At 67.6% G+C, this 17,177-nt stretch carries 14 protein-coding genes and 2 pseudogenes; all 16 read right to left on the bottom strand.

Annotated elements, in window-relative coordinates; all coding sequences use genetic code 11:
• Positions 1-55: 55 nt before the first annotated feature.
• Positions 56-970, bottom strand: a complete 915-nt coding sequence (locus tag Ahu01nite_RS39345) for a DUF4192 domain-containing protein (protein WP_203841841.1) — start codon at positions 968-970, stop codon at positions 56-58.
• A 229-nt stretch (positions 971-1,199) separates the two neighbouring features.
• Positions 1,200-2,594 (bottom strand): hypothetical protein, encoded by a 1,395-nt coding sequence (locus Ahu01nite_RS39340; protein ID WP_203841840.1) that lies wholly within the window; start codon positions 2,592-2,594, stop codon positions 1,200-1,202.
• 91 nt (positions 2,595-2,685) lie between these two features.
• The gene (locus Ahu01nite_RS39335; protein ID WP_203841839.1) at positions 2,686-3,837 is read right to left on the bottom strand and encodes a DUF932 domain-containing protein; all 1,152 of its coding nucleotides are present in this window, start codon (positions 3,835-3,837) and stop codon (positions 2,686-2,688) included.
• A 420-nt stretch (positions 3,838-4,257) separates the two neighbouring features.
• On the bottom strand, positions 4,258-4,857 hold the full coding sequence (locus Ahu01nite_RS39330) for a hypothetical protein (RefSeq protein WP_203841838.1): 600 nt from the start codon (positions 4,855-4,857) through the stop codon (positions 4,258-4,260).
• 108 nt (positions 4,858-4,965) lie between these two features.
• Positions 4,966-5,364, bottom strand: coding sequence for a hypothetical protein (locus Ahu01nite_RS39325; RefSeq protein ID WP_203841837.1), 399 nt, complete (start codon positions 5,362-5,364; stop codon positions 4,966-4,968).
• 218 nt (positions 5,365-5,582) lie between these two features.
• Entirely contained in the window at positions 5,583-7,034 is a 1,452-nt protein-coding gene (locus Ahu01nite_RS39320; protein ID WP_203841836.1) for an ATP-binding protein, read from the bottom strand.
• Between the two features lie 486 nt (positions 7,035-7,520).
• Entirely contained in the window at positions 7,521-7,922 is a 402-nt protein-coding gene (locus Ahu01nite_RS39315; protein ID WP_203841835.1) for a hypothetical protein, read from the bottom strand.
• Positions 7,923-7,927: 5 nt separating this feature from the next.
• Entirely contained in the window at positions 7,928-8,431 is a 504-nt protein-coding gene (locus Ahu01nite_RS39310) for a DUF5983 family protein (protein ID WP_203841834.1), read from the bottom strand.
• 226 nt (positions 8,432-8,657) lie between these two features.
• Positions 8,658-8,972 carry a hypothetical protein gene (locus Ahu01nite_RS39305; protein WP_203841833.1) on the bottom strand — a complete coding sequence of 105 codons (315 nt, stop codon included), beginning with the start codon at positions 8,970-8,972 and terminating at the stop codon, positions 8,658-8,660.
• A gap of 111 nt (positions 8,973-9,083) precedes the next feature.
• On the bottom strand, positions 9,084-10,031 hold the full coding sequence (locus Ahu01nite_RS39300; RefSeq protein ID WP_203841832.1) for a DUF4192 domain-containing protein: 948 nt from the start codon (positions 10,029-10,031) through the stop codon (positions 9,084-9,086).
• A 355-nt stretch (positions 10,032-10,386) separates the two neighbouring features.
• Positions 10,387-11,358 (bottom strand): annotated as a pseudogene (locus Ahu01nite_RS39295) (DNA-processing protein DprA); the annotation flags it as partial.
• 246 nt (positions 11,359-11,604) lie between these two features.
• Positions 11,605-12,171, bottom strand: a complete 567-nt coding sequence (locus Ahu01nite_RS39290; RefSeq protein ID WP_203841831.1) for a GGDEF domain-containing protein — start codon at positions 12,169-12,171, stop codon at positions 11,605-11,607.
• 435 nt (positions 12,172-12,606) lie between these two features.
• Entirely contained in the window at positions 12,607-12,954 is a 348-nt protein-coding gene (locus tag Ahu01nite_RS39285; protein WP_203841830.1) for a hypothetical protein, read from the bottom strand.
• 3 nt (positions 12,955-12,957) lie between these two features.
• Positions 12,958-13,641: pseudogene (locus Ahu01nite_RS39280) on the bottom strand (GP88 family protein); the annotation flags it as partial.
• A gap of 244 nt (positions 13,642-13,885) precedes the next feature.
• Entirely contained in the window at positions 13,886-14,872 is a 987-nt protein-coding gene (locus Ahu01nite_RS39275; RefSeq protein ID WP_203841828.1) for a patatin-like phospholipase family protein, read from the bottom strand.
• Entirely contained in the window at positions 14,869-17,121 is a 2,253-nt protein-coding gene (locus Ahu01nite_RS39270; protein WP_203841827.1) for a protein kinase domain-containing protein, read from the bottom strand. The genes Ahu01nite_RS39275 and Ahu01nite_RS39270 overlap by 4 nt, the downstream gene beginning before the upstream one ends.
• Positions 17,122-17,177: the final 56 nt, after the last annotated feature.

Raw genomic sequence — 17,177 nt, 5'->3', positions numbered from 1 at the left:
GCAGGAAGGCTGGTCGCCGGTCCGCGCGCGGTCAGCGCCGCAGCCACGGCAGGTGTCAGTGGGTGGCGGACCGGCGTAGGCGGTGCGAGGGGATGTGGGTGCGCACGACGCTGGTCACGAGCCGCGTCAACCGGTCGCCGGGCCCCTGGTGGATGGCGAGTTTGCATGCCACGGTGGCCAGGGCGTGTTCGTTGCGCAGCCAGGCGCACCAGGCGGCCAGTGTCGCCGGGCCGGTGACGTAGCGGTCCGGGACGCGGCGGGTCACATCCAGCCACAGATCGCGTTGCCACATGCACGCGCACACGGCGTCCCACGCGGTTTCGAGGGCGTCGTGGTGGGTCAAGGCGAGCGTCAGCGGTGCCAGTTGCTCGGGGGTGAGCCGCTGGCCCTTCTTGGCCGTGGCCCGGACGTCGTCGAGCAGCCTGGTGGCGGTGACATCCGGTGCCGGGACCGCCAGCGCGGCCTCCGTCTCGGCCTGCGACACCAGGTCCGGGGCGACCAGCGTGGTCAGGGCCTGCCGCGAGGGCAGGGCCACGATGCCGTCGACGGTGAGCTGCGCGGCGACCGGGTTGATGGCCGGGTTGATATCGATGCCGCGGCTGGCCGGGCACAAGCATCCGTCGAGCAGGCACACGCACCGGGAACCGGTGACCCACAGCAGGGTGTGCAAGGGCAGGAACAGGTCGATGATGCGGCCCATCGTGGCCAGGGTGGGTCGCATCGCCGGTGGGCCGTAGCCGATCACCGCGACCTGCGCACACGGTTCGGCAGGGGCCCGCAGCATCAGGTGCTCGCTGAGCGTCTCGGCGGAAAACCGGATGGGTTCGGCGGCCACGGCGAGGATGCGGTGATCGGCGCCGAGATAGACCGCGACGACCTCATCGACCGGGTGGTAACCCAGCAGATAGGGCACGGCGCCGAGCAGGTCCTGCGGGCTGCGGTAGGTGGTGTCGGGCAGCGGGTCGGTCATGATCGAAGGGCTCCTTTCGTGAAGCGAAGGGGATGGCAGGGGTGCGCCGGGGGTCGTCAGCGCTGCTGATGGGCGGCGTTGACCTGCTGGCCTTCGGCGTCGCGCTGATGTAGTTACGCCCGGTGCGGGCCGTGACCGGCCAGTCGGCTGCGGTTGTTCACCCCCTCCCACCCGGCGGGGAGGCCGGCGAGCCTTCACCGGACCGGCGTCACGGGGCTCCGGTCGGCACCTACGCGGTGAGGTCAGGCCGTGGCGGGAGCGTGCCGAGCACCCGCACGGTGGTGGTAGCCCTGATCGGCTTGTTCTGCGGGCCTCGCAGATGCGGCCGGACCACGATCCAGTCCCGCAGCGACCGGCCCGTCCCGTACGGCTGATGGCGCCAGTGCGGCGTCACCCACCAGCGGAAATCGCGTTCATGCTCGCTCCCCGTACCGGCATTGCCGGGCAAGGCCGGCGCAGACGTCGATCGCGTGCCGCGGATCCGCACCAGCGCAACCTCAGGCTCCGGCCGCCGCGCGCGCTGGTAGGCCCGGCGAATCGACGTGTCGACCTTCGCCGGGGTTGACTCGGCGAGGCGCTGGCGGATGAGCCGCCACGTCGTCACCAGCGCCGCCGCGGGATGGGTGGCGGTGACGGGCTGCCCGGGGCGCAGCGTGACCGCGAAGGCGGGGATCAACCAGCCGACCTCGGTGCGCAGCTGCTGCAACGGCACGGGCGCGAGGCCGTCACCGATGCTGCGGTAGCCGACGAGCTGCACCGCGTCGCCGTGACTGCTCCACGCCGCCGCCACGCACTTTCGGCCGCCGTCGACCGGTTGGGCCCATGCGACGAAGCCGTGCGCGGCCGGCAGGTCACCGGGCACGAACCCCAGCCGCGGGAGGACCTGGGCGGCGTTGCGCGTCAGGACGGTGAACTCGTCGTCGACCCAGTACAGCCGGGCGATCGCCAGACTTTCCGCCAGCGGTGTGCGCACCGCGTCGTGGCTGAGCCCGAAGGGCAACGCGACATCACCGGCGATCAGTGCAGCCAGCCGGTCACGCACTTTCGGCAACGTCGTAGCCGGCACCGGGGAGGCCTCCCAGCGCCCGTTGACGCTCAGGGCCCGGCCGGGCCGCAGCGTGGACAGGACCTGTCGCAGCATGGCCGACAGGTGCGCCACCACCTCCGCGGCGAAGTTCATGCCGTGCGTAAGGATCCGGTCCAGCAGGCCGGTGAGGTGGCGGGCTTCGACCAGGGCGGCGCACTCGACGCACGCCGCCCAGCGGGTGCCGTAGTCACGCACTACCGAGCCGCCCGGAGTTTCTACCTGCACCAGGACCCGCTGGGTCGTCGCGTAGACGAACAGGATTTGGGGGTCGGTGCAGAAGTCGCAGACGTAGGTGGCCTCGACGGCGTCGGCCGCCACCGGCACGGGCGGGTGGTCGGCGTCCTTCCAGATCGGATGCTCGAAGGACACGGTGCCGGAGGGCAGCTCGGCGTAACGGTCGAGCGGGCTGCCGCAGGTGCCGCACGCGAACCGCGAAGCCTGCGCACCAGCGGTGCGGTGGTGCTCGGGGCCGGTATGGCCCGGTGGTATTCGCGAGGCGGTGACCGCAGACGGGGTGTGGTGCCGTTGGGGCGGCATGGGATGACCTCCGGAACGCACGGCAGGGCGCCCACCGTGTCGGTGGGCGCCCTGCAAATGACGAGCAACGAAAAGGCGACGGGCAGCTACATCAGGCGGCTGCGGCGGCCAGCTGCAGCGCCTTCGACGCGGTGGTCTCCATCCGGTAGGCCGCGTCCGCGTTGTCGATGCTGCGCGCCACGGACGTAACGGCCTGCATGATGCCGCCGGCGCTCAAATCAGCCCCGGCGATGAAGTGCGCGAGGATCGCGTCCTGCTGGTCCTTGGTGTAGTGCAGCTGCTGGGACACGACCTTGATCGTGGCCTCCGGCTTGCGGACCGTGACGCCGGCGGCGCGTTCCAGATCAGCGACCGCGCGGGTAACGAAGTCGACGTTGAGGTAGGCGCGGATCGTGTCGATGGTCTGCGCGGTGATCAGATCCAGCAGCTTGCGCATCGTCTCGGCCGAGGGATCGACGATGCCGTCGGAGTCGGTGATGCGGGCACCGATGTGGGTGCGCCCGACCGCGCCGCGTTCAACGGTCTGGCCGTTGCGACAGACTTCGATGCGCAGCCACGGGGCCAACGAGTACCGGCCCTCCCCGGTTTCGGAGTTCTGCAGCAGGAACCCGCCGGAGATGACCGGCAGGTCGCTGCCACGGCGCCCGTCGAACGGGCTGCGGTAGTTACGCAGCAGCTCCGGCGCCATGACCTGTACGTCGGGGGAGACGAACCGCACGTACATGCGCCGGTCGGTCAGGTCGCAGGAAGCGATCTGCACGGCGACGCCGGCCTGCTCGATGCCCTTGATCGCTGCCATCAGCACGTCGAGGTTGTTGATCCGCAGGTACCGGTCGGACAGGAACGCCCGTGCGGTGCCGTCGCCGCTGGTAGGGGTCCAGCGTAGGCAGCGCACCAGGAAGCGGCGGTCGTCGCGTTCCAGCCAGCTGTTGACGTTGGTGTCCAGCAGCGGCACGTTCTCGGCGGCCAGTCGGCGTAGATAGGTTCCGGGGATGTCGAGCTTCTTGGCGACGCCGCCCAGCGCGACGTCGGACAGGGCGAAGCTACCCGCGGTCAGGTCCACACCCGCCGGGGTCAGGACCGGTGCGGTGCGGGCGATGATCAGCTTGCCGCCGTCGGCGTGCATGGTGTCAGCGCTGGCGTAGACGTCCACCGACCGGGCGTGTTGATCTCTGAGTTGGGTGATCAGGCTGTTCATGCCGATGTGGCGGTTGGGTGCCACGGCGAGCGTCGGCTGAGTCATAGAGGGTGCCTTCCAGGCGGGACCGCCACCGTGACGGTGGCGGTCGGCGGGCACGCCCACAAGGCCGTGGTCGGCCGGGGTGAGCGCGTGCTGGCCCGCCGGTGCCCGGGGCCGTGCCTGGCGGGCCGGGGCGGCAAGGCGGCAAGGACGAGAAGATCTCTGGCCGAAGGCCAAGATGTTCTCGGACCGCCTTGCGCCCGGCGCCGGGTCGGCCACCGTGCCCGGCCAGCACCGCCGCCCCGCCTTGCCACGGGATCAGGCACCGGAGAACCTGACAAGGCGGTGGTCACTCACGAGGACTCACCGGCCAGAAGTACGTCTTCAACGGTGTTCAGCTCCCGTCACAGGCGGTGACCGGTGCCCGGGTTGGCCATGCACTCCAGGCTTCCCTGCAACCCCCGTATGTCTTCGATCGGTGGCTCAGGACGAGCGCAGAACCGACGCTCCACGAATCCCTACGGCGCCGACCCGGGCCGGAAACTGTCCACTGCTGGTCCGCCACCCCGGATAGGACGACGGTGAGGGGTCGTCGGTGCGGGGGCGTCGACGCAACACCCGGCTCGGACGAGGGCGAGTCCCTGCCGGACAGGCGAGGTAGCGCTCTGAGCGCCGCCGGACGTAGTCGACCTGCGAGCAGAAGGCGACGTACGTCCCGTCCAGGACGATGCCGCCGAGCCGGTCACAACAGGCGACCGACACGGGATACCAGCCGGTAACGGCATAGGTGACGACGTGACCGCAGGACAGGTCGAGGTCGAACACGCAGCGTCGGTGCTGTTCCCAGGGGCCTTCCGGCGGTGTGTTCGCCTGCGTGCCACCGGCGTTCTGACAGGGCTGGCAGATCGGCCCGAGGCCGGCGTCGTAGCCGGCGCCGCAGCTTTCACACACGATCCGCAGGCAGCTGCGGCACTCACCGGAGGCGGTGGTGCTCAGGTCGGTGTCGCAGAAGCCGCACATGCCGGTCATGCAAGCGGTGGTGTGCTGGCCGGTCCGGTGCTGGAGACACGGATGGTCAGCCATGATGACCTGCGCTAACCGGCGCGGAACGGTCAAGGTCACGAGGCTGGTCTGTCTTATTGGCGGGAGAAGCCAGACGGAACCGGGCCCAGTCACGGGGCTGATGGGTGGTCATGCCGGGATCCCGGTGAGGGAGGCCGCGGTGTGCAGGAATTCGCGGTACGTGTGGTCGGCGACGTCGACGACCACGGCAAGAGCCGCGACGTGAAAGCCGCCGAGGACCTGTCGCGGCAGATCGTCAGCGTCATGGAACACCCCGGAGAGCAGTTGGCCGGAGGCCAGGGTGATCCGGTCGGCGATGGTGACCATGACCAGGAAACCGCCGTCGCGGTAGTCGCCGTTGACGGTCGCCTCAATACCGACGGCGGTGACCGGTGCGGCGATGCGCAAAATTTGCTGCTCGCAGCAGTGGTCGATGAAGGCGGCGACGTCAGTGCCGAAGTCACGGCTGCGCGGGTCCATCAAGGCGAACAGAGTTGGCACGTCATCGGCGTCGGTGCTGTCGCTCAAGAATCGATCGAGCCGGGGCAGATCAGCCCAAACGCTCAGTTCAGGGGCGGCCACACGCGCCGCCCGGGTGTGGCCGTGCAGCCACGAAAGTGCCTTACGGACAGAGGATGTGAGGAACATGCGGACTCCTGAACATCGAAAAAGGGCGCCCACCGGTTGGGTGGGCGCCCTGAAAGACGGGATGAGTTATGGGCTTCGACGACGGTGGAGCCGGAGGATCAGTGGTTGTCTCCTCGCGGGAGATAGAGTTCGACGGCGGTGTCGACGGCTTCCTTGTCGGGTTGACCGGCGCCTCGCAGGTCGCTGACCGTCCACGCGAGCCGTAGAACCGCGTGGTACGCCCTGATGCTCACCTGGCCGACATCGACCAAGCGCCGCAGGTTGCTCGTGGCCGGCACCGGTAGGCGCAACGCGGGCTGCCGCAGGACGTCGATAGGAACCTCTGCGTTGGTGGAGTGGCCCTGCTGGGCCCACCGCTCGGAGGCAGCCGCTCGGGCCGCGACGACGCGCGCCGCGATCGTTGCGGATGACTCACCTACGGACGCGTCGCCGGATGCGGAAGCGTCGATGCGGACGGTGATGGCCAGGCGGTCGGCGATCGAGTGCATCTGGTTGCTGTAGCGCCGCCGGGCTGGCGCAGTGCACCCGCCGGTTCTGCTGTGGGCCGTCGAACAGGGGCACGGCCTGGACGTGGCGACCAGCTGAACGTCGGCCGGGAACGTCATGATGCCTCGGGCGCGCGCCACCTGGACGATCTGCTGATCGAGGGGCTGACGTAACGCGTGCAGGACCTCAGGTGCGAAGTCGGGAGCGTTGTGCAGCAGCAGTACGCCCCGGTGCGCCAGGCTGGCGACGCCCGGTCGTCGTCCGCCGATCATGGTGGTCACCGACGTCGCAGGCCCTGGAGCCTGCAACGGCGGGCGCCGGATTAGCGCGTCGACCTGGCGCCCGGCGGCGGCGTGCAGCGCACTTACTTCCACGGCCTGACGGTCGTCAAGGTCGGGTAGCAGAGACCGTAGGCACTCGCCGATCAGCGGTACCGGAACCTCCGGTGTGACGGTGAGGTTGAGGTGGTGCCGCCCTGCGGTGGCGACCTCGAGGGCGAACCGTGCCGGCGACAGCCACCCCGGCAGGAAGGTCGGGACCGCTTCAGCTGCACCCTCACCTGCGCTCGCACCGTCGGCATGCAAGGCGGGTAGCGCCGGTTGCCTGCCGGTGGTGGCCCAGGTGACGAGTTCGGACAGGGATTGGACCGCGACCACGTGCACCCCGGGCACCAGCATCGCGTGCCGGGCGTTGGCGGCCGGTACCATGACCGTGGGGTATCCCCGGTCAGCGGCTGCGGCGACCAGGGCGAGCGTGTCGGGGACCGGGCGTACTGCGCCGTCGAGCCCGACTTCGCCGAGGAACATCGTCTCGTTCAGCGCGGTGGACGGAAGGTGGCCGGTGGCGGCGAGAACCGCTGCGGTGACCGCCAGATCGGCGCTGGGTTGCACTGAACCTTTCCCCGGCCCTGGCCCCTGCGGAGTGAGAGTGATGTGGACGTGGCGATCCGGCCAGGTCAATCCAGTGTTGGTGACGCCGGCGTACACACGGTCGCGCAGCTCGGGATAGGAGGCGCCGTTCGGGCCGACCGCGATCAGGCTGCGGCCCCCGGGCGTCGCGCTCACCTGCACGAGCACCTCTCGAGGAACGCCACCGTGAGGCGTCAACGTGGCCGTGTTCACCGCCGTCATGCTGACCACCGCGCCGGTCGGACGCTGTGGTGTGCGGCTGCCGAGCCGAGCGGGCCACCGAGTGATGGATTGGCACGGGGACAGGGCTGATCCGCGAGTGCATCGCGGGTGTGGTCATCGTGGGTGGGCAAGGTCGGCCTCCGTGGTCAGTACGGGGTCCCGGCCGTCGAAGCGTTGCGGTGACTGCCGGGAGGGACGGCACGAGCCGCCCCGCCCGGCGTGGTGCCGGTGTCCAGCCCCGGCCCCCGGCCTGGCTACGTCGGTGCCGCCGTTGACCTCTGGGGCGATGCTGCATGGCATGCAATGGCCGGTGGCTTGACGCTGACGCGCGCCGGGCGGGACCGTGCCAAGTCCCATCCCGCGCAGTCGCCCGCACACGAGACGTCGTGGCCCGGCGCTGATATCACCGCCAGTCCGCGGCTACGGCACGCCGAGGATGACCTCAGCGATGCCCAGGGCCCGCGCGCGTAGCTCGTCGGCGGCTTCCCGGACAGCGAACTCGTCGTTCTCCAGCCCGGATTCGGTTGCCTCGTCACATAGCCGTTCCGCTTTGTCCTGCATGGCGACGGCCGCCGACACCAGCTCGAGGAACTCGGTGCGCCGCGTGCTGTACACCATCGCGCGTAGCCCGGCGATGAACGCACGCGCCTGACCCGGATCATGCAAGAGGATCTCCACGTTGCCGGTCACCACGACGTAGCCCTTGGCAGGTCCGTGTGGACGCCACCGGCGGATCAGCCCCAATTCGGCGAATTGGGTCAGCTCGGCGTCGATGTCCTGGCCAGGGACGGGAGATCCATCTGACTCGATCGGGAATGTCATGTCGGTCACCAGTCCCACGAGGCAAGAGCGTCAACGTGGTCGGCGTCAGCGTCGAGCAGGACGTACTCGGCGGCGAAGCGGTGCGCATACCCCCACAGCGCCCACACCACGGCAGGCACGCTGGCGGGATGATCGGTGCGGTGCCTCACCAGGTCGCCGGGTACGGCCAGGAGCCAGCCGTAAGCGGTGTGGTGAGCAGTGACACCGGCGTAGGCGTTCAGCTGATCGCATACGTGCTCCGGGAGGTGGTGAGTGGACAGGTCGAGCACGTTCATGATGCGTGGCCCGCCGGTGGCGGCCCTCAGCTGTCCGCGAGCGCGGGCGAGCCAGCCGTGCAACTGCTCTTCAGCGCCGGCAATCTGGATGCCGTCCTCGCCGTTGGTGGTGATGATCGAGTACGTGCCGTCCCGATCGGGCTCGTCGACGCCGTTGGCGATCGCGAACGCCTGCGCCGCATCGTGAACGGTGACGTCGTCTCGTGCTTCGACTCGTTCCAGCCTGAGCAACATGTTGTCCTCCGTGCTGATGTGAATGATCTGGTCGGGTGAGGTGGGGACTGGGTCGAGGAGTCGCCCGCGCGGCTGTTGCCGGGCTGCAGAGCGCCAGGAAGGAGGCCGGTTGCCTCTTTCTGGCAGTCGGCGATGCCACCGCGTCGCGCAGCGCGCCGGCTTCAATGACGGTCCGGTCGCGGTTCTGCAGGCACTTGGCGTCCAGGGGCAGGTCGTAGGAGGCGAGCTAGCCCGTCATGGTCGAGACCAGCACACCGCCGATCCACACCCGGCCCGGCGTTCCGGCGAGCATGCACGCGCCGCAACCGGGCGGCTGCTGGTAGCCGGGTTCGCTTAGCGCTCGGAACCGGCTCGTGGCCTCGTCGGGGAGGTCCTGGGAACAGGCGATGGTGAAGACCGTGCCGCGGGTTTGGTCGCTGCGGTGCAAGCGGTAGACAAGGACTTCGGTGCCGGCGGTGGATCGCGACGGCACGATGCCGCCGAGCAGCCGCCGGCTTTCGACGGCCGGGGTGAACCCGTAGCCGACGGTGTCACAGCGCACTAGACCAATTCCGGGGGCGCGGGCGGCCGAATAAGGTGCCGGTGGCCGGACTCGGGCGCGGCCGGGGCCGGTGTCTCAGCGCCGTGGGCGCTGAGACACCACAGACGGCCGTTACCGCAAGAGGTCCTCGAGATCAGTACCGTCGGGCAGCGGCCAGGGCAGCGTCGCCGGATTGATTCCAGAGGCGAGCAGGATTCCGATCAGGTGCGACATGGCGTTGTCCGGCATGGCATGGATGGCCTTGGACAGGGCGGCCCAGGCCAGCGCCGGTTCACTGCGTCGCCAGGCGCTCCAGGCAAGCAGGTTCGCCGGCACCGCCACGCAGTGCTCGGGTACGCGACGGGCCAGGTCGAGCCACAGGTCCTGCTGCCAGATCTCGCCCGTGGTCGCCTCCCATGCAGTGCTGCGCCCCTCGTTGTTACTCAGCGCCACCGCCAAGTATGCGGCTTGCTCGTCGCTGAGCCGCTCACCGGCGGACGCGTGTTCCAAACTGGATCGCACGATGGTCACCGGCTCGGTCGGTGGCTTCGGCAGACTGGCCATGGCGGCTGCGGTGCGGGCCTGCGCATCGGTGTCGGGCTCCAGGAGTGCGTCAAAGTGTTCCCGCGACGCCAGGACCGGGCGGCCCAATAGCGTCATCTCGGCGGCGATGACACTGCTGGCAGTTTCTAGGACAGCGCCGTGTTCGGGTGTGCACAAGCATCCGTCTACGAGGCAGTAGTACCTTCCGCCGTCGACCAGTAGGCAGGCCTGGACCGTGACCGCCACGTTGATCTTGTCCGCGACCCGGGCGATCTGGTGCCGGTCCGACAGGGGCCCGTAGCCCACTACGACGGCGGTCCTGGCGTTCGCGTGGGACGCGGCGGAACTGCTCTGGGCGACGATGACCGCGTCCGGGGTCTGCCGATCGACGCTCAGCCCACAGGTGAGGCGTCCCTCGTTGGTGATGAAGACGACGACGCGGTTCTGAGGGTGGTATCCCAGAATGTAAGGGATGGCGGTGAGCAGGTCAGCCGGACCGTGGATGGCCAACGGCGCGGGGTCAAGCACGACGATCACACTCCCTGAGGTGGTGCAGGTGTCGCGAACCCTTGCCTGCGGCGACCCGCCGGACGGATGACCGTCCTTGGCGGGTGCCCAGGGTCGCGCTGACCCCAGGCGTGGACCGGCCCTGACGGCCTGGGGCAGGCCAGGGCCCAGCCCGGCACCCCGCCCGCGGCTATACCTCCGCCTGCCGTGGTTGCGAGGCGGGCGTGCTGGGCGCAGCGCCCTTGCCGGCCCGGGACGGGGCCAGTACAAGCGCGTGCGGGCAGCGACGGCCCCCGGCTGCCCGTGCTGGTCGGCACATCCCGCTGGTCGGGCATGGCATGCGGCCTACCGGCGCGTGGTGTCCGTCGTGCGATGCGGTTCATCTGCCGCCTTGGTGTAGCTCCGTGATCACCTCCCCGGCCGAGGTCACCACACGGGCAGCAGCGCTGGTGCGCAGGATCTGGTGACAGCCCAACGACAATGCTGAGGTCACCGGACCGGGGACAACCATCGCAGGCCGGCCCAAACTCAGCACCCGGCCCATCGTGTGTACCGCTGCACTGCGCGCCGCAGCCTCGACGACCACGGTGCCGTCAGCAGTCGCGATGATCCGGTTGCTGATGGCGAAGCGGTGTCGTAGCGGTTCAGCGCCGGGCGGCCATTCACTGATCAGCACACCATGCGCGACGATCTGATCGAACAGCGCGGAGTTCCCGACAGGATAGGGACGGTCTATCCCGCAGGCCAGCACGGCGACGGTAAGGCCGCCGGCGGCCAGAGCGGCGCGGTGCGCTGCTCCGTCGATCCCGAATGCGCCACCGGACATCACGGTCCAACCCCTGCTGGCGAGCTCGGATGCTAGCTCGGTACTGACGTGCAGGCCGTAGGCGGTTGCCGCTCGGGCACCCACGATCGCCACCGACCGGGTGAGCGCGTCGCACAACGACTGATCACCGCGAACCTACAAGCACAGCGGTGGCTTGGTGTGCAGGGCGACCGTGCCGCGGGCGCCCGGTTCGAGCCGGGCGAGGTCGTCCACCGATGCTGGCCATTCATCGTCGCCGGGCACCACCAGCCTCGCGCCGATCCGATCCGCGCGCCACAGGGCGACCTGCGCGAACCGGCGGACGTCACCGCGGGCCGCGCGGACGGTCACCGCCGCGCGTAGCGCTGCGTCCGGGACGTCACCGGCGAGTAAGCGGTCCAGTGTCGCTGGTGCGCCGTGCTGGTGAACCATGGACCAGACCGTGGGGTGGCCCGGTTCGGTCAGCGAGGTCAGGGCGACCCGGGCGAGGCGGTCAGCGTCATCGGTGGTCTTCGGCGCCGGGCGGTCGGAAGGAGTGTCGTGGCTGTTCATCAAGGTTGCTTCCCCCTATATGAGTGCGGAGCCGTTTCGGCTATAACGGGACTTGGGTACGTCGGCTGCCCTCGGGGCTCGCAGCCGACACGGATGAGCTGAATGACGCGGGCTGCGACGGCATTGCGGCACCGGCGGCGCGGGGGATTAAGCGGGATGCCCCGGTGCGGTCCGAGTCGCCGAGTCCTGCGGTTCCTACGCCCTGCACCCGCGGCACACGGGGCAGCGCGGTTCTGGTGCTGGCTTCTAATTCGTGGTGCGCGCGTCGCGGGCTCGCCGGCGCGGCGACGGCCGCTGGGGGTAGGTCATGCCCGCAACGAACAGGGTGACGTCGCCGCGCTGTTTGGCGTGGTAGAGCGCGATGTCGGCGTCCGCGACAGCGCTCGACCATGAGGTGGTGGCTGCCGCATAGGCGATGCCGGCGCTTGCGCGTACGTGTACCGATCCGCTTCGGCTGGTGGTGATGATGGGTGCCGTAGCGTGCATTGCCACCTGCTGCGCCACCGCCGCGGTGCTGCCCGGCAAGATGAGCACGAATTCGTCGCCACCGAGTCGGCCGGCCCATCCGTGGTGTCGTGACGCCAATTCCGCCAGCCGAGTACCGAGTGTTGTGAGCACCGCGTCGCCGGCGGGATGACCGTGGTCATCGTTCACCGACTTGAACGCGTCGAGATCCACGACCATCAGGAAACGGCCGTGAGCATTGGTCGCGGCGTACGCCTGCTCAAGACCGACCCGGTTCAACACACCCGTGAGCCCGTCGTGGCGAACCTGATCGGCCAGCACAATGTTCTGCTGGCGAAGGCGACGCATGGTCGTCGCCGTGCTGAGCCGCCCGCCGAGAGCACCGGCGAACGCCGCAGCGACCAGACCAGAGACCACAGTCATGTCCACGGAAAAGTCACCTTTCAGAACAGAGCCGTCCCACGTTGCGCAGCTACCGACAGCGCGCCGATCAGACGAGCAGAGACACGGATGCCAAGAGGCAATGAGACGGCCCCGGAGGCAGCACCCGCCATGCTGTGCGGCGAACGGGTGCTGACCCCGAAGACCCGAGGCCGGCCCGAAAGGGGATCGTGGGCAAGGCTTAAGGGACGAGAAGATCTCGGGCCGAAGGCCATGATGTTCGTGAAGCTCCTGGCAGTCATCCCGGGCCGTGCCATCGTGCCTGGCCAGCACCGCCGGCCTGCTAGACCTGATGCAGATGGACGCACGGCGGCGGGCGGGTGTACCGCGCTGATGCTGGTGTCACCAGGGGGCATAGCCGAAGAACAGCCAGCCCTCTGGCAGCAGTGCATCAGCTACACCGTCGGCAGTCATGGAGCGGGGAGTCATCTGTGTGACGGCGATGGCTCCGGCGGGTCCTCGGCTGTCGTTGATGCGAGGGTCGTGGTCATTGATCAGTGCTCGTGCCGTCGCTGTTGCGTCGGGGTAGGGCAGTGCCTGATCGGTGAGGACGATGTACTCGGTCTTCTCGGCAATGGTGCCGGTATAGCCGCCGTGGCCGTTCTCGATGAGCGCCTGATCGACGAGGCGCCAGAAGACGGCCTCCGGGTCGCTTCCCGTGCCGTAGACCGCGAAGGTGGCAGCACCCATGTCCTACCCCACATCCTTTCTCCGAGGAGCCGGCGGTGTTCGCCCGCCGGTTGGTTCCTGCGGCAATCGCGTTTGTCGGGAAGCGGGTACCGGCCGAAACGCTGCTTGCCCGCCAACGGCAGGTGATGGCGGGCGAGTGTGGGGAGCCCGGTGGGTGGCTGCCTGCCAAGTGCTGAACCTCCGGCCAGCCATCCGCTTCAGGAATGCCGGTATGCGGCTGGCGGACATTCCCACCAGCGGTGGTCCGAGCACAGCAAGCAGGTCGGAGGCACGCTGCGACGACCAACCAGCCCGGTCGATCGATTCCTCGTCGGGAAATACATCGGCGACCCGGTCGACCCCCGGATGCAGCGTGGGGTCTTGAGTGCCGCCGTAGGAGTACACCCAGTGCAGATTGCCGGGCGGATTCGGCTCGACCAGCCGCCGGAACCGGTCAACTTCTTTGGTGTAGCAATAGAAATGGGTGTCGGGACAGGCTCGGCAGATCCTGATCCATGCACGCAGGTAGTCGTCGGAGAAGAAGTCACCCGCGTCGTGGATCCTGACCCACTGGTCCGCGAATCGGGGTCTCTGCACCTCAGCAATCATCATTGTCTGCCAGCCGGGTAGGTCGTCGAGCACCATGCGCAGGTTGGCCTCGTGCCGGCTGCGGACGACCGGCCACAGATAGGAGCCATGATATTGGTAACGACGGAAGTTGAAAGTTGCGGAGTTCGTCGTGAGCCAACGACGAGGTTCGGCCGTGCGCTGCTGCCGCAGCCCGATCCTGCACAAGCTGTTCACGATCGGGCTGCGGACGAGGCTGCGTCAGACGGGGCCCCTCTTTTGGCTGCTCCGGTACCAAGCGACGCGAGTCCACGGACCACTTGTGGGTCGTTGGCATTAAGGCTCGGGGAGCTACGGTTACGACGTTGGATCCGGGCGGATGCCGTCAGCCGGCCGTGAATTTCGGTATCACCGCTCCAGTGTCCCCGGTCAGTGCGATGCGCATGGTCCGGTACGCGTCGCGGGCTGCCCAGAGGATCCGGCGTCCTTCAATCGCATGCCGCTTAAGGGGTTCGGCAGATGGTGACGGGCACAAATCGAGGACGTACGGCTGCGGAGTCGGATGCAGACGCATGGCGTTGATCTGCTGCCGCTCGTGACGATAGGCGTCGATGGCATCGCGATAACCTGAGCCGAGTCCGACACGCATGCGGTTGAGGCGATGGGCGACGTACCGCTGGAAGGGGGTGGGCGTCCGGCGTACCACCGTCGTGGGCCGAGTGCTCAGTGACAGGACATGCGTGCATCCCCGGTCGGCAGCAAGCCGCCACGGGTGGGCCGTCAACACCCCGCCGTCGATAGCAGGCCTCCCTCTGAAATCGGCGGTCCCTACCGTGGCTAGGGGTAGCCAGGCGCCGGCGCGCATAGCGCTTCTTAGGTCGGCTCGATCGAGGAATTGGTGCGGCGTCTCCGTTTCGAGGGTGTCCACCATGGTGACGGAGACGTAGAGGGGCGTGGGTGACGCCAGTACGGCCTCGTAGTCCAAGGGCTTTTGCTTGTCGAAGACCTCATCGAAGGCGAAATCTACGTTGAAGATCGCCTGTGGGCCCACTAGGCGCCGGAAATCGATGAAGTCCCGCGAGGCGAGATCGTCGTAGTAGATCGACAGATTGCGCCACAGTTCCCCGGCAAGGAAATAAGCCGCGTTGACAGACCCCGACGATCCGCCGAACACCATGTCGAACGCGTCTCGGTATCCGCAGTCCTCGATCGCGCTCAACATCGCGCAGGACGCGACGCCGCGCATGCCGCCGCCCTCGACGGCCAGCCCGAGGACGGCGTCGTCGAGCCGTCGGCCAGGCTTACTGCCGTCTTCGAGGCGCTGGCGCATGAGAGTCAGGACAGGATGGTCCTCGGCCCAGAATCTCGTCATCCTGCACCCTCCGTAGATGCCCGGGGCTTGGGCGCAGGTCTCGCCTTTTCGGCTGGAGGATCGTCGGCTGACGCGGGTCGAAGCCGAGGGGGCCAGTTTTGGATTTTAATTCCATCGCGGGCTTGGATGATGGCCGTCCTCTCACCTACAGACAGGGCACGGGCCAAGCCTGCGCGGACGCCGTAACCGGCGCCCACGAACTTAGACACATACTGAATCCCAACGCTGATTAAAACCAGGCCAAAGACGTAGGCGTAGCGGTCGTGCATCCAACCCGTCTGTAGTCCGGTGGCGATGACGATGATGACGACGGCGTACATCAGCATCGACCACCACCACTGCTCGAAGCCTCTCGCGATTCGCCGACCCTCCGGTGGTACTGTAGATAGCTTCGCGGCGGCGCCGGCATCGAAAACCCTAGCGCTGAGGATGAGAAGCAGCAGATTCGTGGCTGAGACGGCAACGGCACCGAATGCGCAGCCCCACGCCCAGAGCGAGTTCTTCCAGTAGACCGAAAGCAGCACAGTCGGCAGGGTGACAATCGACATCAGCCGGATCGCGATCTCGGTAACCCGCGCGAGCATTCCAGGGATCTGTCGGGCATTCAGTCGGGCCAGGATCATGGAGTAGAACTTCGCGCCGGTGAGGGCCTGACTGAAGGCAATGATCGTGGCGGCGAGTTCGTCACCTTTGGGCAGGCCATCCCATTCGCCTGTTACAACGTCGTCGATCTTGAAGAGAGCAGTCTTGGCGAAGATCCACCACCAGCAGAGTGTCATCACGAACGAGAACGTGAGGAGATAGGCGTCCAATTCGCGCTTCTCGGCCTTGGCCACCTTCCGTTGCTTCCACTGGGTACTGAACTCTCTTGAGGTAGGTAGCAGTCGGGCCCGCATCCGCTCCCAGCCGTTGCGGCTGGCCTCCGACTCCACTGCCGCGAGATCGAAGCTGTACTCCAGCTCAGCGCCGAGGGCGTCGAAGCGGAACGGTTTTGCCGGCAACAGAAGCAGTCGGTTCCTCGGGTTCTCGTCGATGAGGTCGTCTAGTGTGCGGCCAAGGAGGGGGCTGATCTCGTAGACCTGGTCGGGTACACGGCCGTCGCGGGGAGGATGACCGACGAGAATCTGTATAAGGATGACCCCGACGGAATAGACATCAGCCACGGCTGATTCACCGTGGTTCTTGATCTCGGGCGCGATGTAGACGGCGTCGTCGTGCTCGGCTATCCCGATCTGCCGGCTGTACAAGTGGTTCACGCCCAAATCGATGAAGTGCATCTGAACCGTACGTCCGACGCTGACGATGATGTTGCCCGGAGAAAGGTCGAGGTGCTGACGTTCCCGGTGACCAGGGTCCACCGGCTCGCCGCAGGCGAGTTGGTGGAGGGCGTCGATGAGAGCGATCCCGATCTGCCGCGTCTTGTCCACCCGTTCGCCGGGTGACGGATGTTTGGCCTCGAACGCTCGCAGATGCTCGGCCAGCGTCTCGCCCGGCTGGAACGGCATGACGACCCACTGGTCGGTGGACGCCTGCGGGTGCACGACCACTGACGGCGTCCGGGCGCCGCCGTACATCCCAGCGTAGTCGTCGGTCGCCCGGGCGACCGCCGCCAGTCTGCTCCAGGGAAATAGAACGCATTTGATCACGAGATCCGGCTTCAAGCCGGACTCGTCGACCGCCTCGCGCGGATTTATTCGCAAGATGAAGGACGTCGTACCGGCGCGGTAGTACCTGCAAGACTCGAAATCGAGCTCCTCCCATTTCTCCCGCTCAATGGGCGATGGTGAATAGCTCGAACTGAGACGTCCGCCTGGACGATAGAGTGCCTTAACGGCTTTCCAGACTGGCGTCTGCTCGAACAGCCTCTTGCAGTATTCGTCCGCTTGGTCCTGCTGTTCGCGGTCCGGCGATTCGAAGCGACGCTCGAGCAACTTGATGTTGAGCCGCAGGAAGGAAAGGTAGGCGACGATCGGCGTTGTGCCAGCGTCCTCCGGCTCAAGGATCTCGGCCGCCGCCCGCTCACATCCTTGGAGGAACGAGCCGATCTTGCGATTGTACTCGAAGTCGGAGATCTGATCTAGGAGGTCGGCCAGCAATCTGTGCATGGCGGCAAGCCGCTCATCCTCGTCGGAACCCAGCAAACGAGTGCGAGTTCCTGGAGTGCTTTCCCCCTTTATCTCGGACAGGAGCGATGCCAGCACCTCGGCGGCTGGGTCGTCGATCGTGGCCGGCCGAGGATTGCTGCTCATTCAGTGAAGGTAGGACCATGTGGACGGTCGCGGTAGTCGTCCTTTCGGCGTATTTT

The organism is Winogradskya humida (genome assembly GCF_016862215.1).
In the GTDB taxonomy this organism is placed as follows: Bacteria; Actinomycetota; Actinomycetes; order Mycobacteriales; family Micromonosporaceae; genus Actinoplanes; species Actinoplanes humidus.
Note: the sequence above shows the minus strand (reverse complement) of the source record. Positions and strands in the feature narration are given on the sequence as shown.

Coding starts and splice junctions, on each gene's coding strand:
- Ahu01nite_RS39345 (WP_203841841.1), bottom strand. CDS start 970: ATGACCGACCCGCTGCCCGACACCACCTACCGCAGCCCGCAGGACCTG.
- Ahu01nite_RS39340 (WP_203841840.1), bottom strand. CDS start 2,594: ATGCCGCCCCAACGGCACCACACCCCGTCTGCGGTCACCGCCTCGCGA.
- Ahu01nite_RS39335 (WP_203841839.1), bottom strand. CDS start 3,837: ATGACTCAGCCGACGCTCGCCGTGGCACCCAACCGCCACATCGGCATG.
- Ahu01nite_RS39330 (WP_203841838.1), bottom strand. CDS start 4,857: ATGGCTGACCATCCGTGTCTCCAGCACCGGACCGGCCAGCACACCACC.
- Ahu01nite_RS39315 (WP_203841835.1), bottom strand. CDS start 7,922: ATGACATTCCCGATCGAGTCAGATGGATCTCCCGTCCCTGGCCAGGAC.
- Ahu01nite_RS39310 (WP_203841834.1), bottom strand. CDS start 8,431: ATGTTGCTCAGGCTGGAACGAGTCGAAGCACGAGACGACGTCACCGTT.
- Ahu01nite_RS39290 (WP_203841831.1), bottom strand. CDS start 12,171: ATGCGTCGCCTTCGCCAGCAGAACATTGTGCTGGCCGATCAGGTTCGC.
- Ahu01nite_RS39285 (WP_203841830.1), bottom strand. CDS start 12,954: ATGGGTGCTGCCACCTTCGCGGTCTACGGCACGGGAAGCGACCCGGAG.
- Ahu01nite_RS39275 (WP_203841828.1), bottom strand. CDS start 14,872: ATGACGAGATTCTGGGCCGAGGACCATCCTGTCCTGACTCTCATGCGC.
- Ahu01nite_RS39270 (WP_203841827.1), bottom strand. CDS start 17,121: ATGAGCAGCAATCCTCGGCCGGCCACGATCGACGACCCAGCCGCCGAG.